The organism is Pseudomonas sp. p99-361 (genome assembly GCF_003935475.1).
GTDB classification, from domain to species: Bacteria; Pseudomonadota; Gammaproteobacteria; order Pseudomonadales; family Pseudomonadaceae; genus Aquipseudomonas; species Aquipseudomonas juntendi.
Genome location: NZ_RHQO01000006.1, coordinates 37849 through 59450 on the forward strand (window position 1 = coordinate 37849; position 21602 = coordinate 59450).

At 64.0% G+C, this 21602-nt stretch carries 23 protein-coding genes and 1 pseudogene; 10 read left to right on the forward strand and 14 right to left on the reverse strand.

All coding sequences use genetic code 11. From position 1 onward, the window contains the following. The first annotated feature begins 117 nt into the window (after nt 1–117). From ftsY to rpoH, 4 genes are all read left to right on the forward strand, one after another. Entirely contained in the window at nt 118–1590 is a 1473-nt protein-coding gene (ftsY, locus tag EGJ22_RS04560; RefSeq protein WP_029886167.1) for a signal recognition particle-docking protein FtsY, read from the forward strand. Nucleotides 1591–1592: 2 nt separating this feature from the next. Next, complete coding sequence (ftsE, locus tag EGJ22_RS04565) at nt 1593–2264, forward strand: cell division ATP-binding protein FtsE (RefSeq protein WP_009684915.1); 672 nt, start codon at nt 1593–1595, stop codon at nt 2262–2264. After that, on the forward strand, nt 2261–3286 hold the full coding sequence (ftsX, locus tag EGJ22_RS04570) for a permease-like cell division protein FtsX (protein WP_125920152.1): 1026 nt from the start codon (nt 2261–2263) through the stop codon (nt 3284–3286). Before ftsE ends, ftsX begins: the two co-directional genes overlap by 4 nt. Before the next feature lie 111 nt (nt 3287–3397). Beyond that, on the forward strand, nt 3398–4252 hold the full coding sequence (gene rpoH / locus EGJ22_RS04575; protein ID WP_009684917.1) for an RNA polymerase sigma factor RpoH: 855 nt from the start codon (nt 3398–3400) through the stop codon (nt 4250–4252). Nucleotides 4253–4327: 75 nt separating this feature from the next. On the opposite strand, the gene mtgA is transcribed toward rpoH, so the two are convergent. Next, nucleotides 4328–5038, reverse strand: a complete 711-nt coding sequence (gene mtgA, locus EGJ22_RS04580) for a monofunctional biosynthetic peptidoglycan transglycosylase (RefSeq protein WP_029886165.1) — start codon at nt 5036–5038, stop codon at nt 4328–4330. A gap of 64 nt (nt 5039–5102) precedes the next feature. On the opposite strand from mtgA, the gene EGJ22_RS04585 reads away from it, so the two are divergent. The 4 genes from EGJ22_RS04585 (at nt 5103) to trmB (ending at nt 7376) form a co-directional block, all read left to right on the forward strand. After that, the gene (locus EGJ22_RS04585; protein WP_009684919.1) at nt 5103–5474 is read left to right on the forward strand and encodes a DUF423 domain-containing protein; all 372 of its coding nucleotides are present in this window, start codon (nt 5103–5105) and stop codon (nt 5472–5474) included. A gap of 102 nt (nt 5475–5576) precedes the next feature. Then, entirely contained in the window at nt 5577–5777 is a 201-nt protein-coding gene (gene thiS / locus EGJ22_RS04590) for a sulfur carrier protein ThiS (protein WP_009684920.1), read from the forward strand. A 54-nt stretch (nt 5778–5831) separates the two neighbouring features. Beyond that, nucleotides 5832–6644 carry a thiazole synthase gene (locus tag EGJ22_RS04595; RefSeq protein ID WP_009684921.1) on the forward strand — a complete coding sequence of 271 codons (813 nt, stop codon included), beginning with the start codon at nt 5832–5834 and terminating at the stop codon, nt 6642–6644. Between the two features lie 9 nt (nt 6645–6653). Then, nucleotides 6654–7376 (forward strand): tRNA (guanosine(46)-N7)-methyltransferase TrmB, encoded by a 723-nt coding sequence (gene trmB / locus EGJ22_RS04600; protein ID WP_029886163.1) that lies wholly within the window; start codon nt 6654–6656, stop codon nt 7374–7376. A gap of 347 nt (nt 7377–7723) precedes the next feature. Here trmB and EGJ22_RS04605 read toward each other — a convergent pair whose 3' ends face one another. The 9 genes and pseudogenes from EGJ22_RS04605 to EGJ22_RS04645 form a co-directional block, all read right to left on the reverse strand. Beyond that, entirely contained in the window at nt 7724–8050 is a 327-nt protein-coding gene (locus tag EGJ22_RS04605) for a DUF3392 family protein (protein WP_009684924.1), read from the reverse strand. Nucleotides 8051–8059: 9 nt separating this feature from the next. After that, nucleotides 8060–9235, reverse strand: a complete 1176-nt coding sequence (hemW, locus tag EGJ22_RS04610) for a radical SAM family heme chaperone HemW (protein ID WP_029886162.1) — start codon at nt 9233–9235, stop codon at nt 8060–8062. Further along, nucleotides 9232–9828 carry an RdgB/HAM1 family non-canonical purine NTP pyrophosphatase gene (gene rdgB, locus EGJ22_RS04615; RefSeq protein WP_029886161.1) on the reverse strand — a complete coding sequence of 199 codons (597 nt, stop codon included), beginning with the start codon at nt 9826–9828 and terminating at the stop codon, nt 9232–9234. Before rdgB ends, hemW begins: the two co-directional genes overlap by 4 nt. Next, nucleotides 9825–9917 (reverse strand): annotated as a pseudogene (locus EGJ22_RS26860) (DUF4426 domain-containing protein); the annotation flags it as partial. The pseudogene EGJ22_RS26860 and the gene rdgB, both read right to left, overlap by 4 nt. Nucleotides 9918–9956: 39 nt before the next feature. Next, nucleotides 9957–10577 (reverse strand): methionine biosynthesis protein MetW, encoded by a 621-nt coding sequence (gene metW, locus EGJ22_RS04625; protein WP_009684928.1) that lies wholly within the window; start codon nt 10575–10577, stop codon nt 9957–9959. A 7-nt stretch (nt 10578–10584) separates the two neighbouring features. Then, nucleotides 10585–11724 (reverse strand): homoserine O-acetyltransferase, encoded by a 1140-nt coding sequence (locus EGJ22_RS04630; protein WP_009684929.1) that lies wholly within the window; start codon nt 11722–11724, stop codon nt 10585–10587. An 88-nt stretch (nt 11725–11812) separates the two neighbouring features. After that, nucleotides 11813–12403 carry a YggT family protein gene (locus EGJ22_RS04635; protein WP_029886160.1) on the reverse strand — a complete coding sequence of 197 codons (591 nt, stop codon included), beginning with the start codon at nt 12401–12403 and terminating at the stop codon, nt 11813–11815. Between the two features lie 10 nt (nt 12404–12413). Next, a complete protein-coding gene (gene proC / locus EGJ22_RS04640; protein WP_029886159.1) occupies nt 12414–13232 on the reverse strand; it encodes a pyrroline-5-carboxylate reductase in 819 nt (272 codons plus the stop codon). A 38-nt stretch (nt 13233–13270) separates the two neighbouring features. Continuing rightward, nucleotides 13271–13966, reverse strand: a complete 696-nt coding sequence (locus EGJ22_RS04645; protein WP_009684933.1) for a YggS family pyridoxal phosphate-dependent enzyme — start codon at nt 13964–13966, stop codon at nt 13271–13273. Nucleotides 13967–14031: 65 nt separating this feature from the next. Between EGJ22_RS04645 and EGJ22_RS04650 the strand changes: the two genes are divergently transcribed. Continuing rightward, nucleotides 14032–15027 (forward strand): type IV pilus twitching motility protein PilT, encoded by a 996-nt coding sequence (locus tag EGJ22_RS04650; protein ID WP_029886158.1) that lies wholly within the window; start codon nt 14032–14034, stop codon nt 15025–15027. Nucleotides 15028–15336: 309 nt separating this feature from the next. Here the strand turns inward: EGJ22_RS04650 and EGJ22_RS04660 are convergent, their stop codons facing one another. Continuing rightward, nucleotides 15337–15960: a C40 family peptidase gene (locus EGJ22_RS04660; RefSeq protein ID WP_029886157.1), complete on the reverse strand. Its 624-nt coding sequence runs from the start codon at nt 15958–15960 to the stop codon at nt 15337–15339. Between the two features lie 166 nt (nt 15961–16126). Here EGJ22_RS04660 and EGJ22_RS04665 point away from each other — a divergent pair, with 166 nt between their 5' ends. Next, on the forward strand, nt 16127–16546 hold the full coding sequence (locus EGJ22_RS04665; protein ID WP_009684937.1) for an NINE protein: 420 nt from the start codon (nt 16127–16129) through the stop codon (nt 16544–16546). 98 nt (nt 16547–16644) lie between these two features. Here EGJ22_RS04665 and EGJ22_RS04670 read toward each other — a convergent pair whose 3' ends face one another. The 3 genes from EGJ22_RS04670 to EGJ22_RS04685 all read right to left on the reverse strand — a co-directional run bounded on the left by EGJ22_RS04670 (nt 16645) and on the right by EGJ22_RS04685 (nt 21568). Further along, entirely contained in the window at nt 16645–17343 is a 699-nt protein-coding gene (locus EGJ22_RS04670; RefSeq protein ID WP_029886156.1) for an SPOR domain-containing protein, read from the reverse strand. A gap of 1 nt (nt 17344) precedes the next feature. Next, the gene (gene argS, locus EGJ22_RS04675; RefSeq protein WP_029886155.1) at nt 17345–19081 is read right to left on the reverse strand and encodes an arginine--tRNA ligase; all 1737 of its coding nucleotides are present in this window, start codon (nt 19079–19081) and stop codon (nt 17345–17347) included. Nucleotides 19082–19348: 267 nt separating this feature from the next. Then, nucleotides 19349–21568, reverse strand: coding sequence for a primosomal protein N' (locus EGJ22_RS04685; RefSeq protein WP_029886154.1), 2220 nt, complete (start codon nt 21566–21568; stop codon nt 19349–19351). Nucleotides 21569–21602: the final 34 nt, after the last annotated feature.

The following is a 21602-nucleotide window of genomic DNA, read 5'->3' on the forward strand; positions in this document are numbered from 1 at the left end:
ACACTAAGACAAAACATTGCGCATGAACCAGCCGGCTTCAAGATAGTCTGTTCTGCGTAGAGAGAATTCCCGATCCGCCGTAGCTGGCGCATCGCTACCCTGAGATAGCCGTCTTCCATGTTTGGTTCCAACGACGACAAGAAAGCGCCGGCCGAGGCTGGTGAAAAGAAAGGCCTGTTCAGCTGGTTTCGCAAGAAGCCGCAACAACCTGTGGACGCTGGCGTTCCCGCCAGTGAAGCCCCCGCTGTCGAGCAACCTGTAGCCGCTCCGGTCGAGGCCCCCGCTGCTGAAGCGCCGCAGCCTGAGGCGCCCGCGCCTGCCCCGGCAGCCGAAGCGCCGGCGCCGGTCGCTGTGCAGCCGTCGCCGGCCGCTGAACCCGAGCCGCTGGTTTCCCCGCCGCCGGTAGCGCCCGCGCCGCAACCCGTTGCCCCTGCGCCGGTGCCAGCGGCTGTGGTGGACGTCGCCCGTACCGAGCCTGCGCCGGTCAGCAACCTGGTACTGCCGGTGGCCGAAGAGCCGGTAGCGCTGGTGCCGGACCTGGAACCCAAGGCGCCACCGGCGATCCCCGAGCGCCCTGCACCTGAGGTGGTTGCCCCGCCGGCCGTGGCTGCCACAGCCGTCGAGGTCGCGCCAGAGCCAGCGGCAGCGCCGGCCGAACAGGCCAAGCCTGGCTTCTTTGCCCGCCTCAAGCAGGGCCTGTCGAAGACCAGTGCCTCCATTGGCGAGGGGATGGCCAGCCTGTTCCTGGGCAAGAAAGTCATCGACGACGACTTGCTCGACGAGATCGAAACGCGCCTGCTGACCGCCGACGTGGGCGTGGAAGCCACGTCGACCATCGTCCAGAACCTGACCCAGAAAGTCGCCCGCAAGCAACTGGCCGATGCCGACGCCCTGTACAAGTCGCTGCAGGAAGAGCTGGCGGCATTGCTGCGTCCGGTCGAGCAGCCACTGAAAGTGCAGGCGCAGAACAAGCCCTACGTGATCCTGGTGGTAGGCGTGAACGGCGCCGGCAAGACCACCACCATCGGCAAACTGGCGAAAAAACTGCAACAGGAAGGCAAGAAGGTGATGCTGGCCGCCGGCGATACCTTCCGCGCCGCAGCGGTCGAGCAGTTGCAGGTGTGGGGTGAGCGTAACCAGATTCCGGTCATCGCCCAGCATACCGGTGCCGACTCCGCATCGGTCATTTTCGACGCCGTGCAGGCCGCCAAGGCCCGCGGCGTGGATGTGCTGATCGCCGACACCGCCGGCCGCCTGCACACCAAGGACAACCTGATGGAGGAGCTGAAGAAGGTGCGCCGTGTCATCGGCAAGCTCGACGCCGAGGCGCCGCACGAGGTGCTGCTGGTGCTCGACGCCGGTACCGGGCAGAACGCCATCAGCCAGGCCAAGTACTTCAACCAGAGTGTCGAATTGACCGGCCTGGCCCTGACCAAGCTCGATGGCACCGCCAAAGGCGGGGTGATCTTCGCCCTGGCCAAGCAGTTCAAGTTGCCGATCCGCTTCATCGGTGTCGGCGAAGGCATCGACGACCTGCGCACCTTCGAAGCGGAGCCTTTCGTCAAGGCTCTGTTCGCCGAGCGAGACTGACCATGATCCGATTCGAACAGGTTGCCAAGCGCTATCCCAATGGTCATGTCGGTTTGCATGAGCTGAGTTTCCGGGCGCGCCGGGGCGAGTTCCTGTTCGTCACCGGCCACTCGGGCGCCGGCAAGAGCACCTTGCTGCGCCTGCTGCTGGCCATGGAGCGCCCGACCAGCGGCAAGCTGATGCTGGCCGGGCAGGACCTGGGCCAGATCAGCAACGCCCAGATCCCGTTCCTGCGCCGGCAGATCGGCGTGGTGTTCCAGAACCACCAACTGTTGTTCGACCGCACGGTGTTCAACAACATTGCCCTGCCGCTGCAGATTCTGGGCTTGTCCAAGGCCGAGATCGCCAAGCGCGTCGATTCCGCCCTGGAGCGCGTGTCGCTGGCCGACAAGGGCGAGCTGTTCCCGGCTGACCTGTCCACCGGGCAGCAGCAGCGGGTCGGCATTGCCCGGGCAATCGTCCACCAGCCTGCGCTGCTGCTGGCCGATGAACCCACCGGTAACCTCGACCCGCGGCTGGCCGCAGAAATCATGGGGGTATTCGAGGACATCAACCGCCTGGGTACTACGGTTTTGATCGCCAGCCACGACCTGGCACTGATTGCGCGCATGCGTCACCGCATGCTGACCTTGCAGCGCGGCCGCTTGATCGGCGATGGGGAGGCCGGGCAATGAGCACTACACGTACGCCAAAGGTTTCCGAGCGCGTTGCGCCGAAGCCAGCCGACCCGCAGTCGGCGAAGAAAAAACGCGGCGAAGACGATGACGGCCCGGATTTCCGCACGTTGTTGCACGCCTGGCTGGAAAGCCACCGTGCCAGCCTGGCTGACAGCCTGCGCCGGCTGGGCAAGCAGCCGATCGGCAGCTTCTTCACCTGCCTGGTGATGGCCGTCGCGCTGAGCATGCCGATGGGCCTGTCGTTGTTGCTGAAGAACGTCGAGCAACTGGGCGGTTCGTGGCAGCGCGCGGCGCAGATTTCGCTGTACCTCAAGCTGGATGCCGGCAGCCGTGATGGCGAGGCGCTGCGTGACGAGATCAAGGGCATGCCCGGCGTGGCAGACGCGCAGTATGTCAGCCGCGAGCAGGCGCTGGAGGAATTCCAGCAGCAGTCCGGTCTGGGCGAGGCCTTGCGCGAGCTGCCGGAAAACCCGCTGCCTGGTGTGGTGGTAGTCACCCCGACCGAGGTCGACAAGCCCGCCCTTGAAGCCTTGCGTCAGCGCCTTGCGGAGCTGCCGCGGGTGGATGTGGCGCAACTGGACCTGGTCTGGGTCGAGCGGCTGGCGGCGATCCTCAAGCTGGGTGACCGGTTCGTCTTCGGTCTGGCGGTGATGCTTATTTCCGCGCTGCTGTTAGTAATCGGTAACACAATTCGTCTACATATCGAAAACCGCCGCATCGAGATCGAAGTGATCAAGCTGGTCGGCGGCACCGACGCCTACGTACGCCGGCCTTTCCTGTACATGGGCGCATTGTATGGCCTGGGTGCAGGGCTGCTGGCGTGGGGGATCCTGGCGTTTGGCCTGAACTGGCTGAACGAGGCGGTGGTAGGGCTTTCCGGGCTATACGGCAGTGACTTCGCCCTGGGCGGAGTGCCGGGGTCCGATGGTCTGTCGCTCTTGATCGGAGCGGTGTTGTTGGGGTATATCGGTGCATGGATTGCAGTCGCCCGCCACTTGAACGAGCTGGCACCGCGATAGTTTTTACAGGCCAGCATTGACATTTTGTTCACGATGGAACTTGTACCGTCGTTCCAGGTCAATGTTGGCAGCGCCCAAAAAGCGCGAGTCTAGTAAGTCGGAGGTTCTTGAATGACCACATCGTTGCAACCTGCCTATGCCTTGGTACCCGGTGCAAATCTGGAAGCCTATGTGCACACGGTCAACAGCATCCCGCTGCTGACGGTCGAGCAGGAGCGTGATCTGGGCGAGCGTCTCTATTATCAGCAGGATGTCGAGGCCGCTCGTCAAATGGTGATGGCCCACCTGCGTTTCGTCGTACATATCGCCCGTAGCTATGCTGGCTATGGGCTGGCCCAGGCCGACCTGATTCAGGAAGGCAACGTTGGCCTGATGAAGGCCGTCAAACGCTTCAACCCTGAAATGGGCGTGCGCCTGGTGTCGTTCGCCGTGCACTGGATCAAGGCCGAGATCCACGAGTTCATCCTGCGCAACTGGCGCATCGTCAAGGTGGCTACCACCAAGGCCCAGCGCAAGCTGTTCTTCAACCTGCGCAGCCAGAAGAAGCGCCTGGCCTGGTTGAACAACGACGAAGTGCATCGCGTGGCGGAGAGCCTTGGCGTCGAGCCGCGTGAAGTGCGCGAGATGGAAAGCCGCCTCAGCGGGCAGGACATGGCGTTCGACCCGGCAGCGGAAGCTGACGACGACAGCGCGTTCCAGTCCCCTGCGCATTACCTGGAAGACCACCGGTACGACCCGGCGGTGCAACTGGAGGATGCCGACTGGAGCGACAACTCCACCAGCAACCTGCACGAAGCGCTGCAAGGGCTGGACGAGCGCAGCCGCGACATTCTCTACCAGCGCTGGTTGGCTGAAGAGAAGGCCACCCTGCATGAGCTGGCAGACAAGTACAGCGTTTCGGCTGAGCGGATTCGCCAGCTGGAGAAGAATGCGATGAACAAGGTCAAGGCACTGATCGCAGCCTGATCGGGCCTTTGTTGCACAGAAAAGCCGCTGGCTCCGACGGAGCGAGCGGCTTTTTCATTTGTGCCGGCACTGCATTCAAAGCTTTCTGGATGAGTCGAGCTGCATCAGGTAGCTGGGGCCACCCAGCTGGCTCATTTGCCGGCGAATCCACCCGGCACGGCTTGCCACGTAGGCGCTCGGCCGGCTGGCACTCCACTTGATCGGGCTGGGCAATACTGCGGCCAGTTGCGCTGCCTGCTGGCGGGTGAGCTGGCTGGCATCGACACCAAAGTGATAGCGCGCCGCCGCCTGGGCGCCGAATACGCCTTTGCCCCACTCGGCGCTGTTCAGGTAAACCTCGAGAATGCGTTCCTTGGACCAGAGCAGTTCGATCAGTGCCGTGAACCAGGCTTCCAGCCCTTTGCGGAACCAGCTGCGCCCCGACCACAGGAACAGGTTCTTGGCCACTTGCTGGGTCAGGGTGCTGGCGCCACGAATGCTGCCGCCGCGCTCGTTGTAGGCCAGCGCAGCCTGGATAGCCGGGATGTCGAAGCCCCAGTGGCTGGCGAACTTCTGGTCTTCGCCGGCAATGACCGCGACCTTGAGTTCATCGGAGATGTTCTGCCACGGCTCCCATTCGCGCTGCAGGTCGATGGGGTCGCCATTGACCCAGGATTGCACCTTGCGCTCGACCATCAGCGCCGTGCCGGGCGGGGGCACCCAGCGGAACACCAGCACCAGCACGATGCTGCAGGCAGCGAACCAGAGCAGGGCACGGAAGAGGCGGCGAATAAGGGATGGCAGCATGACGATGGCTTGGCCGTACGGGTGGAAGGGGCCATTATACAGACCCGATCCAAGGAGTCGTCCCATGCTTCGCAGCTTCCTGATGCTTGCCGCCTTTTTCGGCTTTACCGGAGTCGCACTGGGTGCCTTCGCCGCCCACGGCCTGAAAAACCGGCTGACGGCCGACTACCTGGCGGTGTTCCACACCGGCGTGACCTACCAACTGGTGCATGCGCTGGCGATTCTTGCGGTTGCCGTGCTCTCGGCGCACTTGCCCGGGCGCCTGGTGGGCTGGGCCGGTGGGCTGTTTGCGGTGGGTATCGTGCTGTTCTCCGGCAGCCTGTACCTGCTGGCCCTCAGCGGCCTGACCAAGCTGGGCATCATCACCCCGATCGGCGGCCTGTGCTTCCTCGCCGGCTGGCTATGCCTGGGGTTGGCGGCCTGGCGGCTGGGCTGACCAGCTGGTCCACAATCGCGACTAATGGCGCGCACCGCCCTTGGGTTGCGGGGCGGTTCGGCGCTAGAATGCGGGCCCCAAAGAATAATGGTGGCCGTGCGCATGCGCATTCAACTGAACGGTGAACCTTACGAACTGCCTGCCGGCGAGAGCGTTGCAGCCCTGCTGACGCGCCTGGAGCTCAGTGGGCGCCGCATTGCCGTGGAACTGAACCTGGATATCGTGCCGCGTAGCCAGCACGAGAGCACCCTGCTGAACGACGGCGACCAGGTCGAAGTGGTCCACGCGATCGGTGGCGGCTGACAGCAGCCTGGTGGTTCACAAGCAAGCCCTGCAACCTTTTCCCGAGGAACAACGATGAGCAACGTTCGCAGCGACAAGCCCTTCATTCTGGCCGGGCGCACGTTCCAGTCGCGCCTGCTGGTCGGCACCGGCAAATACCGTGACATGGAAGAGACCCGCCTGGCCACCGAGGCCTCGGGTGCCGAGATCGTCACCGTGGCCGTGCGCCGGACCAACCTTGGCCAGAATGCGGGTGAGCCGAACCTGCTCGACGTGTTGTCGCCCGACAAGTACACCATCCTGCCCAATACCGCAGGCTGCTTCGACGCCACCGAGGCCGTGCGTACCTGCCGCCTGGCCCGTGAGCTGCTGCAAGGCTACAAGTCCCACGAGTCGCGGACCTTGGTCAAGCTCGAAGTGCTGGCGGACCAGAAGACCCTGTTCCCCAACGTGATCGAAACCCTCAAGGCCGCCGAAGTGCTGGTCAAGGATGGTTTCGACGTGATGGTCTACACCAGCGATGACCCGATCATTGCCCGCCAGCTGGCTGAGGCGGGCTGCATCGCGGTGATGCCGTTGGCCGGCCTGATCGGCACGGGCCTGGGTATCTGCAACCCGTACAACCTGCAGATCATCCTGGAAGAATCGAAAGTCCCGGTGCTGGTCGATGCCGGAGTGGGCACCGCTTCCGACGCCACCATCGCCATGGAAATGGGCTGCGAGGCGGTGCTGATGAACTCGGCCATTGCCCACGCCCAGCAGCCGGTGTTGATGGCCGAAGCCATGAAGCACGCCATCGTCGCCGGTCGCATGGCCTACCTGGCCGGCCGGATGCCGAAAAAACTCTATGCCAGCGCCTCTTCGCCGCTGGATGGTCTGATCAAGTAAGAGCCCCAGATGACTGATTCGCAAGATACGCCGATCGCCGCCGACGGCGACCAGCGCCCACACCGCCGCATCAAGAGTTTCGTGATGCGTGCAGGGCGCATGACCGAAGGCCAGCAACGCGGCCTGGACCAAGGCGGCCCGCTGTACATCCTGCCGTTGGCCGACAGCCCGGTGGACTACGACCAGGTATTCGGCCGTTGCGCGCCGCGTACCCTGGAGATCGGCTTCGGTATGGGGCATTCCCTGCTGGAAATGGCCGCCGCCGCGCCGGAGCAGGACTTCATTGGTGTGGAAGTACACCGCCCCGGTGTTGGTGCGCTGCTCAACGGTGTGCTGACCCAGGGTTTGAAGAACCTGCGGGTGTATGACTGCGATGCCATCGAAGTGTTGAACCGCTGCGTGGCCGACAACAGCCTCGACCGCCTGATGCTGTTCTTCCCCGACCCTTGGCACAAGGCGCGCCACCACAAGCGCCGTATCGTGCAGCTGGAGTTCGCCGAGCTGGTGCGGCGCAAGCTCAAGCCCGGTGGCGTGTTCCACATGGCCACCGACTGGGAGCCGTATGCCGAGTACATGCTGGACGTGATGAGTGCTGCGCCGGGCTACCGCAACCGCGCAGCAGACGGTACCTACGTGCCACGCCCCGAAGAGCGCCCGATCACCAAGTTCGAACGCCGCGGCGAGCGGCTGGGGCATGGGGTGTGGGATTTGAAGTTCGAGAAGGTGGACTGATCGGCTGAATCGGCCTTTCGGTACGCTGAGGCCTGTAGAAATGCAGGCATGCGCGACCACTTCGATGACGCCCGTTAAAGGCTAGTCAAGTGGTAGGGCTGCCCTGGTTTGCCGGGGCAGCTTTTAGAATCTGTGCCCCGCTTGTTTCCTGCGCTGATCGACTAGCGCGATCGGTGTAGGAGCGGCCTTGTGTCGCGATGGGCTGCAAAGCAGCCCCGGCTATCTCAAGCCTTCTGCTGGCAGTGCCGACCTCTTCGCGGGTAAACCCGCTCCTACAGTGATCGCGCATGCTTCCAGAAACTGGGCAAGACAGAATGTCCCACAAGCGTTCAGCCCCAGGCTGTGTCTCAGCCGCGCCGGTCGGCCACCACGCCAATCAGCACCACGACCACCAGCAGCACCGGCGCCAGTGCGTAGTTGTTGAACTGGCTCAGCCCCTTCACCACCCAGGGTGTGGCATAGATCAGTGCCGCGCCGCTGCCGACCATCACCATCACCGCCATGAACGGTACGCGTAGGGCGCCACCCAGGCTGCCCAGTCGTTGTTCGGCCCAGCCTTTGACGTCGCTGCCGAACAGCACCAGCAGGCAGCCTACCAAGGCCAGCGAAATTTCTGACAGGTTGCCGCGGCTCCAGCGGGAAACCGTCGCGAGCAGATCAAGTACCAGATCCATGGGTCATCCTTAGGTCAAGAAATACTGCAGCAGGTCATTGAGGAATAGCTGGCCCCTTGGCGTGGCCACCAGTCGATCCGGTTCGACCTGCAAAAGGCCCTTTTGTTCGGCTGCCCGACGGGCTTCGCGCAACTGCTCCAGCGGCAAGCCGGTGCGCTGGGTGAACAGCTGGGCTTCCACGCCATCGGTCAGGCGCAGGGCGTTCATCAGGAACTCGAACGGCAACTCGTCGACTGGCAGCAGCTTCTCACCGGCTTTGTACGGTTTGGCCAGGTTCAGGTAGTCCTTGGGCAAGCGAGTCTTCCAGGTGCGCAGGATACGGCCGTCAGCGAAGGTCAGTTTGCCGTGGGCGCCGGCGCCGATGCCGATGAAGTCGCCAAAACGCCAGTAGTTGAGGTTATGCCGCGCAGCGCGGCCGGCCTGAGCATAGGCCGAGACCTCGTACTGGCGAAAACCATGCCCGGCCATCAGCGCCTGGCCGGCTTCCTGGATGTCCCAGAGAATGTCGTCCTCGGGCAGCTCCGGCGGCTGGTTCCAGAATACCGTGTTGGGCTCGACGGTCAGTTGGTACCACGACAGGTGCGTGGGTCCCAGGTCCATGGCTTGGCGCAGGTCGCCCAGGGCGTCTTCCAGCGACTGGTCGGGCAGGCCGTGCATGAGGTCCATGTTGAAGTTGTCGAACCCGGCAGCGCGCGCCATGCCGGCTGCCCGGACGGCTTCGTCACCATTGTGGATGCGCCCCAGGGCCTGCAGCTTGGCCGGCTGGAAGCTCTGCACGCCAATGGACAGGCGGTTGATGCCGGTTTGCCGGTAGGCCTTGAACTTGTCCTGCTCGAAGGTGCCCGGGTTGGCCTCCAGGGTGATCTCGATGTCCGCTGCGAACGGTATGCGCTGCTCCACGCCGCGCAGCAGGCGGCCCAGGGCGGCTGCACTGAACAGGCTGGGCGTACCGCCACCGAAGAAGATCGAGCTGATCGGCCTGCCTTGCACCGCCGCCAGCTCCTGGTCCAGGTCGGTCAACAGCGCCGCGACGTAGGCGTCTTCCGGCAGCTCAGGGCCGGCCGCGTGGGAGTTGAAGTCACAGTAAGGGCATTTGCGCACGCACCACGGAATGTGGATGTACAGCGCCAGCGGCGGCAGGCTGGTAAAGCCCGCCGCGCCAGGGGTAGCCAGCGTTGCGATCATGCCAGGCCCAGGCGTTGGCGCAGCAGGGCCATGGCGCGGGCGCGGTGGCTGAGCTGGTTCTTGTCCACAGGTGCCAGGTCGGCGCTGGAGCAGTTGCGCTCGGGCACCCAGAACAGTGGGTCATAGCCAAAGCCATGCTCCCCACTGGCCTGGAGCAGAATGCGCCCTTGCCACAGGCCCTCGCAGAGGATCGGGAGCGGGTCATCCGCGTGGCGTACCAGTGCCAGCACACAGACGAACTGTGCACCGCGCTCGGCTTCTGGCACGTCTTTCAGCGCGTCGAGCAGCTTGGCATTGTTTGCCGCGTCACCCTTGCCATCGGCATAGCGCGCCGAGTAGATACCCGGCGCACCGCCGAGGAAGTCCACGGCCAGGCCGGAATCGTCGGCCAAGGCCGGCAGGCCGGAAATACGTGCAGCGTTGCGCGCCTTGAGGATGGCGTTCTCGACGAACGACAAGCCGGTTTCTTCCGGCTCTACCTGGCTGAATTCGCCAATCGAGCGCAGTTGCACCGAGTGGCCGAGCATGGCCTGGAGTTCCTTGAGTTTGCCGGCGTTGTGGCTGGCCAATACGAGTTGCTGGAAATTCATCATTCGCCTGGGAACACTTCCTGGTTGAAACTGAGGGAGTTGCTGATGCCGCCGGTTTCGATAATCTGCTTGAACCCTAGCGGGCTGCTGCGCACGGGGCGACGCATGGGCGCTTCCTCCCGGTGTGTGTGTCAGACCGCGAGCTGGTGCTCTTGCAAGCTCGGGCTGCTGACGCGGTAGATGCCGATCTCACCCAGAAGATTAGGCCAAAGCCGGCCACCCCACCCATTGCGGTGCAGGTGGTCGACTGCCAGGCGGTCGAGCACCTTGGCCCGGCGCTCATGCACCAGCTCTTCAAAGTCGGCGAACGTGCAGAAGTGAATGTTCGGTGTGTTGTACCAGGTATAGGGCATGAAGTCCGATACCGGCATGCGGCCTTTGGTCGCCAGGTACCAGCGGCAACGCCAGTGCCCGAAGTTGGGGAAGGTGATGATGCATTGGCGGCCCACGCGCAGCATCTCGTCGAGGATGCGATCGGGGTACTCCACGGCCTGCAGGGCCTGCGTCATGATCACCACGTCAAAACTGTTGCTGGCGAAGTTGCCCAGGCCTTTGTCCAGGTCTTGCTCGATGACGTTCACGCCCTTGGCCACGCAGGCGGCGATGTTGTCGGGGTCGATCTCCAGGCCATAGCCGGTGACCTGCTTGCGGTCACGTAGCGAGGCTAGCAGTTCGCCGCTGCCGCAGCCCAGGTCGAGTACCCGGCTGCCGGCGGGGATCCAGTCGTGGATGATTTCCAGATCGGCTCTCATGCTGTCCTCAGATGGCAATGCGGTTCATGTAGTTCGAGAAACCCTGCATGTAGCGAGGTGTGGGGATCAAGAAGGCATCGTGCCCATAAGGTGAGTCGATCTCCAGGTAGCAGACGTTCTTGCGCGCTGCCATCAGGGCGTCGACGATTTCCCGCGAGCGGGCCGGGGAGAAGCGCCAGTCGGTGGTGAACGACATGATGCAGTAGTCCGCCTTGACGTTGGCCAGGGTGGCTGCCAGGTCGCCGCCGTGGGCGGCAGCCGGGTCGAAGTAGTCCAGTGCCTTGGTCATCAGCAGGTAGGTGTTGGCATCGAACCGCCCGGAAAACTCCTCGCCCTGGTAGCGCAGGTAGCTCTCGACCTGGAACTCGACGCTGTGAAAGTCATAGTTGAGCTTGTCGCTCTTGAGCTCGCGGCCGAATTTTTCACCCATCGAGTCATCGGACAGGTAGGTGATGTGGCCGACCATGCGCGCCAGCATCAAGCCCCGCTTGGGGATCACGCCCTGGTCCTGGAACGAACCGCCGTGGAACTCGGGGTCGGTGAGGATGGCCTGGCGTGCCACTTCGTTGAAGGCGATATTCTGCGCCGACAGTTTCGGTGCCGAGGCGATGTCGACGCAGTGGCGCACGCGCTCCGGGTAGGTCATGGTCCACTGCAGCGCCTGCATGCCACCCAGGCTGCCGCCAACGATGGCTGCCCACTGCTGGATGCCCAGGCGATCGGCCAGGCGCGCCTGGCTGTGCACCCAGTCTTCAACCGTCAGTACCGGAAACTCGGCGCCGTAGGGTTTGCCAGTGGCCGGGTTGACGCTGCTGGGGCCGGTGCTGCCGTTGCAACCGCCGAGGTTGTTCAGGCTGACCACGAAGAAACGGTTGGTATCGATGGGCTTGCCAGGGCCGATGCAGCTGTCCCACCAACCCGGTTTACGGTCGGTGGCAGCATGGTAGCCGGCGGCATGGTGGTGGCCAGACAGCGCATGGCAGATCAGCACGGCATTGCTCGCGCTGGCATTGAGGGTGCCGTAGGTCTCGTAGACCAGCTCGTAACTGGCCAGGGAGCGGCCGCAGGCCAGCGCCAGCGGTTCATCGAACCGGGCGGTTTGCGGTACTACCAGACCGACGGAATCTTCGGGAAAGACAGTGGACATCGACCCTGCTCACGCTTGACGGAGGCGTAAGTCTAAAGAGCGCTACCCCCAGCGGCAAGCAAAGGCTTGCCGCTGGGTGCATGCGGGGTCAGATCATCCGCCATAGCTCCTGGGGCATGCCGGCATAGGCAGCCAGCGGCGGCATGACGAACGACTGGATCACCTGAATCGCCAGGAAGGCGAAGATCGGCGAAATGTCCATGCCGCCCAGGTTGGGCACGATGCGGCGGAAGGGGGCCAGCACCGGCTCGCTGATCTGGTAGGCCAGTTCGGCGGCGGGGTTGTGGCTGTTGGGCGCAATCCAGGAAACGATCACCATCACGATCATCGCCACCCAGAAGATCTTCAGGAACAGCGAGGTAATGCCGATGATCGCCCACATCAGCAGGTGCAGGACGTCACCGAAGGTGCCATAGGTGACCATCAGCACGAAGGCCATCAGCAGCGCCTGGATCAGCACCGACAGCAGCAGCGACGAGGTGTCCAGGCCGCCAATGCTGGGGATGATGCGGCGGATCGGCTTGAGCAGCGGCTGGGTGGCGCGCACCGCGAACTGGCACAGCGGGTTGTAGAAATCGGCCTTGACCAGCTGCAGTACGAAGCGCAGCAACACGATCACCAGGTACAGGCTGACCAAGGTTTGCACCACGAAAATCGCGGCGCCGGAGAGTGCATTCATCGATAACTCCTTATTTGCCCAGTTGTTCGGCCAGTTCGGCGGAGCGTGTCGCGGCAGCCTGCAGGGCCTGCTCGACGATCGCCTCGAAGCCGCTGGCCTGGAACGACTTGATCGCCGCTTCAGTGGTGCCGGCGGGCGAGGTGACACGGCGGCGCAGTTCGGCGGCGTCTACATCGCTGGCGACCGCCATGCGTGCAGCGCCCAAGGCCGTGTGCAAGGTCAGTTGCGAGGCGGTTTCACGCGGCAGCCCAAGCTTTTCGCCTGCGGCAGTCATGGCCTCGATCAGCAGGAAGAAGTAGGCCGGGCCACTGCCGGAAACCGCGGTCACGGCGTCCAGTTGCTGTTCCTGCTCAAGCCACAGGGCCGTGCCGACCGCCGACAGCAGTTGCTCGGCCTGCTGGCGCTGTGCGGCGGACACCTCGGCGGTGGCGTACAGGCCGCTCACGCCCTGGCGCAGGAGCGCGGGGGTATTGGGCATGCAGCGCACCACGGGGCGCGCGCCCACCCAGCTTTGCAGGCTGGCGCAGGTGATGCCGGCAGCGATGGAAACGATGAGTTGGCCATCACGCAGGCTGGGTTGCAGGGCCTGGCAAACCGCTTTCATGACCTGTGGCTTGACCGCCAGCACGATCACGTCGGCGCCGTCGATGGCCTGGGCATTGTCCTCGAAGGTTTCGATGCCGTGTTCGGCCTGGATGCGGCTGCGGGTCTCGGCGCCCGGATCGCTGGCGCGAATCTGCGAGGCGTCCAGGCCCTGGGCACGCAGACCTCCGATCAGGCTGGCGGCCATGTTGCCGGCGCCGATAAAGGCAATACGAGTCTTGCTCATGTCAGGTCCTTGTGGAAAAGAGTGAGTAAAGCATGCAATCAGCCCTGGCCGGGGTTGAGTGGGGCGCGGGCGCCGAACAGGGCGGTACCGATGCGTACCCAGGTCGCACCTTGTGCAATGGCCGCTTCCAGGTCGTGGCTCATGCCCATGGACAAGGTGTCCAGCCCCAGGTGCTGCTGTTCCAGCAGGTTACGCAGGCTGGCGAAGGCGGCCTCCTGAGCGGCGCGGTCGTCGGTCGGTTCGGGGATCGCCATCAGCCCGCGCAGGCGCAGGTTGGGCAGGGCCGCCACGGCCTTGGCCAAGGCCGGCAGTTCGGCGGCGGCGCAGCCGGACTTGCTGTCTTCGCCACTGACGTTCACCTGCAGGCAGATGTTCAGCGGTGCCAGCCCGGCAGGGCGCTGTTCTGAAAGGCGTTGGGCGATTTTCAGGCGGTCCACGGAATGCACCCAGTCGAAATGCTCGGCAATGGCTTTGGTCTTGTTCGATTGAATGGGGCCAATGAAGTGCCAGATCAAGGGCAAGTCGCCGAGTGCCTGCTGCTTTGTCAGGGCTTCCTGTAGGTAATTTTCCCCGAAATCGCACACGCCAGCGGCGTACAGCTCGCGGATCGCAGCGGCTGGCTTGGTCTTGCTCACGGCCAGCAGTTGGACGCTGGCCGGCTCACGCCCGGCTGCCTGTGCAGCACTGGCGATACGGGCGGAAATCGCGGAAAGGTTGTCTGCTAGGGTGGACATGAAGGGTGGCCGGCTAGTGTTGGGTTTGCGGCATTCTACCTACTTGAAAGCCTTTGGGGAGTCTCATGGATGTGACCGACCTGTTGGCACGGGCCGTGGCGGTGCAGGCTTCGGACCTGCACCTGGCGGCCGGCCAGACACCCATGCTGCGCCTGGACGGTGAGCTGCAGCGCATGGCCATGCCGCCGCTCGCCGCGGGCACCTTGGTCGAGGGCATGGCAACCCTGCTCGATGACACGCAGCGCGAGCAGTGGGCGCAAGGGGCTGAACTGGACCTGGCGCTGGCGCTGCCTGCCCTAGGGCGCTTTCGCGTGAACCTGTTTCGCCAGCTGAATGGGCCTGCGGCGACCTTCCGCCTGATCCCAGGGCGTATTGCCACGCTGGATGAGCTAGCGCTGACCGATGTGTTTCAGGCGGTGGTCCAGTACCGCGATGGTCTGGTGCTGGTGGGTGGGCCGACCGGCAGTGGCAAGTCCAGCACACTGGCAACGTTGCTGGACCAGCTGAACCGCGAACAGGCGCTGCACATCATTACCCTGGAAGACCCTGTTGAAGTGATCCACAGCAGCCAGCGTAGCCTGGTCAACCAGCGCGAGGTCGGCCGCCACAGCAGCGGCTTTGCCCAGGGGCTACGCAGCGCGCTGCGCCAGGACCCGGACGTGATCATGATCGGCGAGTTGCGCGACCTGCAGACCATTCGCCTGGCCTTGCAAGCGGCCGAGACCGGGCACCTGGTGCTGGCGACGGTACATGCGCGCTCGGCGGCCAGCAGCATCGAGCGGCTGGTGGAGGTATTTGCAGCCGATGAAAAGCCGTTGGTGCGGGCGATGCTGGCGGAGTCGTTGCAAATGGTGGTGGCGCAGGTGCTGGTACGCCGCGTGGGCGGTGGGCGGGTTGCAGCGCGGGAAGTGTTGGTGGCGACGCCGGCGGTGCGCAACCTGGTGCGCGAGGGGCGGATGGCGCAGTTGTGTTCGGTGATGCAGGCGGGTGGTGCGCAAGGGATGCGGACGATGGAAGGGGCATTGCGTGGGTTGCGAGAGAGGGGCCTGGTTGACGATTGATAGTGCCTCTACAGGCTCTCTCGCCAGCAAACCAGCTCTCATAGAACAGTACATAACTTATTGATTTAGCGGGATCTTTGTGGGAGCGGGCGTGCCCGCGAACACCGGCATAGCCGGTGCCTGCCACCGCGTCGCCTGCTTCGCGGGCACGCCCGCTCCCACACAGGCCGCGTCGCGGTTACGAATCGAGTTCTCTGTGCGACAGCCCAGCCCGTAGGGCTGTGTGATCTCCCACAGGTTCACCACAGTTCTACAGATTTGTGGGGGAGCTGGCTTGCCGGCGATCGGGCCATTGCAGGTGGAAAAAGCTTAGCGCTTGGCCAGGCTCAGCTGCTGCTCTTTCGGCAGCACCCGTTTGGCGACCACGTAATGCTTCTGCCAGTAAGGTTTGCTCAGGTTGTCGATGCTCACCCGCTTGCCGCGGCGTGGCGCGTGGATGAAACGGTCGTTGCCCAGATAGATGGCCACGTGGTTCACGCGCCGGCTTTTGATGTTGAAGAAGATCAGGTCCCCTGGCTTCAACTCGCCCTTGGCCACTTTCACCCCATGGCCCTGGGCCATGGCATTGGAGGTGCGTGGCAGGTCTATGTTGGCCACGTCGTTGAAGGCGTACTTGACCAGGCCACTGCAGTCAAAGCCCTTTTTCGGGCTGCTGCCACCCCAAACGTAGGGGGTACCGAGTACATTGACCGCGCGGCTGAGCACATCGCTGCTCTGCTTGGGCGACATCGCGGCCACCTTGCCACCGCGCGTGCTGGCGGCGCTGACAGTGCGAGCATGGGGCGCAGTCTGCTTGACCGCTGCATGCCTCACGGAGGCATTGCTGGTGTAGCCGGTGAAGCCATTGGGAAGACGTTGCTCACGATTGGTGGCGTGGGCGGCCAGGGGCAATAATAGGCAGAGGGTCAGCCATGTCTTGAGTAAAGGCGGCATAGATGAAGCTCTTATGAATAGTTATGTGTTGGGCGCGCAACTTTATAACAGCTTTTTGATCAATTTATGATCCGTTGGTCGATTGGCAGGGTGCCATACGTCGGCCTGTGACAAAAAAGTCACATTTTTTCTTAGAAAATTTTTCCATAACCCACGAGGGCTAGGCATGAACAGTTATCAACAGGGAACGCCCTACCACGACACGCACAGCAAGACCATCGGCTACCTGCTGTGGATTTTCGGCTTCACCGGGTCGCATCGTTTCTACTACGGCAAGCCGATAACTGGCACCCTCTGGTTCTTCACCTTCGGCCTGCTGGGTATCGGCTGGCTGATCGACCTGTTTCTGATCCCGGCCATGGACCGCGAGGCGGACCTGAGGTTCCAGTCTGGGCGCATCGACTACAACATCGCCTGGGTCCTGCTGACGTTCCTCGGCGTGTTCGGCCTGCACCGGCTGTATCAGGGCAAGTGGGTGACCGCGATCATCTACTTCCTGACCGGTGGCCTGTTCCTGGTAGGGGTGTTGTACGACTTCTGGACACTCAATAGCCAGGTGTCCGAGCGCAACGCGGGGCGGGGCTGAGAGGGCAAGGGCTGCTTTGCAGCCCTGTCGCTAGGCAAGGCCGCTGCACCGGGGCGGCTCAAGTCTGACGGGGGGGCGCACAGCGCCCCGTTCAAAGGTTACTGGCGGGTCTGGCGCTGTTGCAGCAACAGGTTGGCAAAACCAGCGCCGGCGAGCTGTTTCTGCGCACCGGTCAGCTGTTCGCGGTTGCTGAACGGGCCGACCATCACGCGGTACCAGGTTTCTTCCTTGACCGTACCCGACTCCACCTTCACTGACTGCCCCAGCAGAATGATCTGGGCCCGCACCTTGTCGGCGTCGGCCTGTTTGCGGAACGAGCCCGCCTGCAGGAAGTACTGGGTGGTCGCTGCCGGCTTGATCACTGGCGGGGCCGGAGGCGGGGTTTGGCCAAGCAGTGCTGCCTGGGCCCGCGCCGTGTCGATTTTCGCCGCTTCAGCGGGGGTAACCGGTGTGACCGGCTGGGCCGGGACCGGGGGTGTTTTCTCCGGTACGGCCTCTGGCGGCACGATGACTTCCGACTCTGGCAGCAAGGTGTAGAAGTCGTACTTCGGTTTCACCGGCTGTTGCGGTGTGGCCTGGGCAGGCTTGCTGGTTTCGGCCACTTTGTCGGCCTTCTGCTGGTCGGGTTTGGCCCGCTTGATGTCATCGCCGCCGGGTTCGAGCTTCATCAGGAACACGATGAACGCGCCAACGGTCAGGCCGACCGCCAGCCATACCCAGCCGGGGATCGGCTGCTTGGCTGGCGCTGTCTGGCGGCTGGCGCCGCGTTTGGGTGCGGGTTTTTTCTTGGCAGCCAACTTACATGCGCTCCAGGGTTTCCAGGCCGAGCAGTTCCAGACCTTGTTTGAGGGTGCGGCCAGTCAGGGCGGCCAGGCGCAGGCGGCTCTGTTGCTGCTCGGGAGTTTCAGCGGCGAGGATCGGGCAGTTCTCGTAGAAGCTGGAGAACAGGCCGGCGAGGTCGTACAGGTAGCTGCACAGTACGTGCGGTGTGCCTTTCTCGGCAACGCTGTTCAGGGTTTCGCCAAACTGCGCCAGGCGTGCGGCCAGGTCCTGCTCGTGGGCGGCCTGCAGCACGATCTTGCCATCGGCTTGGTCAAAGCGCTTGCCCAGCTTGCGGAACACGCCAGCTACACGGGTATAGGCGTACAGCAGGTAAGGCGCGGTATTGCCTTCGAAGTTGAGCATCAGCTCGAAGTTGAAGCTGTAGTCGCTGGTGCGGTGTTTGGACAGGTCGGCGTATTTCACCGCGCCAATACCCACCACTTCGCCGATGCGGCGCAGTTCGTCGTCGGCCAGGCTCTGGTTCTTTTCCTTGACCAGCGCGTAGGCCCTTTCCTTGGCCTCGGTCAGCAGGTCGATCAGCTTCACGGTGCCGCCGTCGCGGGTTTTGAACGGGCGGCCATCGGCGCCGTTCATGGTGCCGAAGCCCATGTGCTCCATTTGCATCGGGTGGCCGACGAAGCCTGCGCGGCGGGCCACTTCGAACACCTGGTTGAAGTGCAGGGCCTGGCGCTGGTCGACGAAGTACAGGGCACGGTCGGCCTTGAGCACATTGCTGCGGTAGCGCACGGCGGCCAGGTCGGTGGTGGCGTACAGGTAACCGCCGTCGGCCTTCTGCACGATCACTGGCAGCGGGTCGCCGTCGCTGTTCTTGAACTCGTCGAGGAACACGCACTGGGCGCCCTGGTCTTCGACCAGCAGGCCCTTGGCCTTGAGGTCGGCCACGACATTGGCCAGGTCGTCGTTGTAGGCGCTTTCACCCATCACGTCCGCCATGGTCAGCTTGACGTTGAGCAGTTCATACGTCTTTTGGCAGTGCGACAGCGAAATGTCCTTGAAGCGTGTCCACAGGGCCAGGCATTCCGGGTCACCGGCCTGCAGCTTGACCACCAGGCCGCGGGCACGGGTGGCGAATGCCTCGGACTCGTCGAAACGCTGCTTGGCCGCGCGGTAGAAGTTTTCCAGGTCCGACAGCTCATCGCTGGTGATCGGGTTTTCCTGCAGGTAGGCCATCAACATGCCGAACTGGGTGCCCCAGTCGCCTACGTGGTTCTGGCGAATGACGGTGTCGCCCAGGAACTCCAGCACCCGCGCCACGCTGTCACCGATGATGGTCGAGCGCAGGTGGCCGACGTGCATCTCTTTGGCCAGGTTGGGGGCCGACAGGTCGACCACCACTTTTTGCGCCGGGCCGGCCTTGCGCGCGCCGAGGTGGGCGTCGGCCAGGGCAGCGTCCAGGCGGTTGGCCAGGGCGTCGGTATTCTGGAAGAAATTGAGGAAGCCAGGGCCTGCGATCTCGACCTTGCTGATATCGGCGCTGGCCGGCAGGGCGTTGATCAGTTTTTCCGCCAGGTCGCGCGGCTTCATGCCGGCCGGCTTGGCCAGCATCATCGCGATATTGCTGGCGAAGTCGCCGTGGGTCTTGTCCCGGGCGTTTTCCACCTGGATCGCCGGCGACAGCCCTTCAGGCAGCACACCGTCGGTGACGAGTTGGGTGAGGGCTTGCTGGATCAGCTGGCGAATGGTGTCTTTCATGGGGGTCTCTTTTCGACCGCAAGCGCGGTGCAGCGCTTGGATGCGCAGGTGGAAAAACTGGGCATTATCCGTGCCTGGGAGCGGGTTGCCAACCTTTGGGCTTCACGTTGGAAGGCGCGAGTAGCAAGTCGCAAGTAGCAAGTCGCAAGAAAAAGCTTGGTTGCGCCGCCTGGCCCTGTTCCGCTCTTGCTTGCAGCTTGCAGCTTGCAGCTTGCAGCTTGCAGCTTGCAGCTTGCAGCTTGCAGCTTGCAGCTTGCAGCTTGCAGCTCAATAAAGGTCGACCGGGTCGACATCCAGCGACCAGCGGACCTGGCGCCCGCTCGGCATCTGCTCCAACACTAGCAACCAGGCACTGATCAGTCGATGCAAAGGCGCCCGGGTGTTGGCCTGTATCAACAACTGCGCGCGGAAACGCCCGGCGCGCCGCTCCATGGGGGCCGGAACCGGGCCCAGCAGCTCGATGCCTGGTAGCCGCTGTTCGGCGACCAGGCGCTCGGCGGCGGCGCAGGCCTCGTCCAGGAAACCTTCAGCCTGCCCCGGCTTGTGCGCTTCTGCGCGCAGCAAGGCCAGGTGCGAGTAGGGCGGCAGCCCGGCGGCACGGCGTTCGTCCAGGGCCTGTTCGGCAAAGGCGAAGTAGCCTTGTTCGGTCAGTTGCACCAGCAGCGGGTGATCGGCCAGGTGGGTCTGGATGATGACCTTGCCCGGTTCCTCGGCACGCCCGGCGCGCCCTGCGACTTGCACGATCAGTTGCGCCATGCGCTCGCTGGCGCGGAAGTCGCCCGAGAAAAGCCCCCCGTCGGCGTCGAGGATGGCCACCAGGGTTACCCGCGGGAAATGGTGCCCTTTGGCAAGCATCTGGGTACCGACAAGGATGCTCGGCTGGCCTTTCTGGATGGTACTGAACAGCTGGTGCATGGCGTCCTTGCGCGCCGTGCTGTCGCGGTCCACACGCAGAACCGGGTAGTCCGGGAACAGCACTTTCAGGCGTTCTTCGGCGCGTTCGGTGCCCGCACCGACCGGGCGCAGGTCGACGTGGTCGCACTGCGGGCACTGGTGTGGCAGGCGTTCGTCATAGCCGCAGTGGTGGCAGCGCAACACCCCGGAGCGCTGGTGCACGGTCATGCGCGCGTCGCAGCGCGGGCATTCCGACAGCCAGCCGCAATCGTGGCACAGCAGCGTCGGGGCGAAGCCGCGGCGGTTGAGGAACACCAGCACTTGCTGGCCGGCTTCCAGTGTCAGGCGGATGGCCTGCTGCAGCGGACCGCTGATGCCACTGTCCAGCGGCAGGCTTTTGACATCCAGGCGCAGCATGCGCGGTGGGCGTGCGCCGCCCGCGCGCTGATTCATGCGCAACAGGCGGTAGCGGCCGGTGAGGGCGTTGTGCAAGGTTTCCAGCGAGGGCGTGGCGGAGCCGAGCAGGATCGGAATGTTCTCCTGGTGCGCCCGCACCAGCGCCAGGTCGCGGGCATGGTAGCGCAGGCCCTCCTGCTGTTTATAAGAACCGTCGTGTTCTTCGTCGATGATGATCAGGCCAGGGTTTTTCATGGGCGTGAACAGCGCTGAACGGGTGCCGATGATAATGTCGGCTTCGCCATCGCGTGCCGCCAGCCAGGCGTCCAGGCGGTCCCGGTCGTTCACCGCCGAATGCAGCAAGGCAATCCGGGCGTTGAAGCGTTGCTCGAAGCGCGCCAGGGTTTGCGGGCCGAGGTTGATCTCCGGGATCAGTACCAGCGCCTGCTTGCCGGCCTCGAGGGTTTCGCGAATCAGCTGCAGGTAGACCTCGGTCTTGCCGCTGCCGGTCACGCCGGCCAGCAGGAAGGCCGCAAAACCGCCGAAGCCCTCGCACACCGCCTCGAAGGCATCGCGTTGCTCGTCATTGAGCGGCAGCTCCGGCTGTGCCAGCCAGTGTTCGTGGCGCAAGCCCGGCTTCTGGCGGCGGACTTCGATCTGCACCAGTTCCTTGGCCAGCAGCAGGTCGAGGCTGTCCTTGTTCAGGTTGAGCTTGGCCAGCAGGCTGTGCGCCACCCCGTGCGGGTGCTGCGCCAGGGTCTTGAGGGCATCGCGCTGGCGCGGTGCCCGGGCGATGCGCGGGTCGTCCAGGCGGGCGTCGGGGGCAATGTGCCAGAAGCGCTCCTGGCGCATTTCTGCGGGCTCGCCCTGGCGCAGTAGCGTGGGCAAGGCCCAGCTCAAGGTGTCACCCAGGCTGTGCTGGTAGTACTGCGCGGTCCACAGGCACAGCTTGAACAGCGAAGGCGGAATCGGGGAGACCGGGTCGAGCAAGGCGCTGGCCGGCTTCAGCTTGTCGGCGGGCACCTCGCTCTGCGCGCACACTTCGACCAGTACGCCGATCATTTCGCGGCGGCCAAAGGGCACGCGAATGCGCATGCCCGGGGCCAGGGCCTGGCGCGCCATGCTCGCTGGCGCCTTGTAGTCGAACAGGCGCCGCAACGGCGAGGGCAGGGCAAGGCGCAGGATGACGTCGGACACGCAGAAAGTCTCGGAGGGCATTACAAGAACTGGC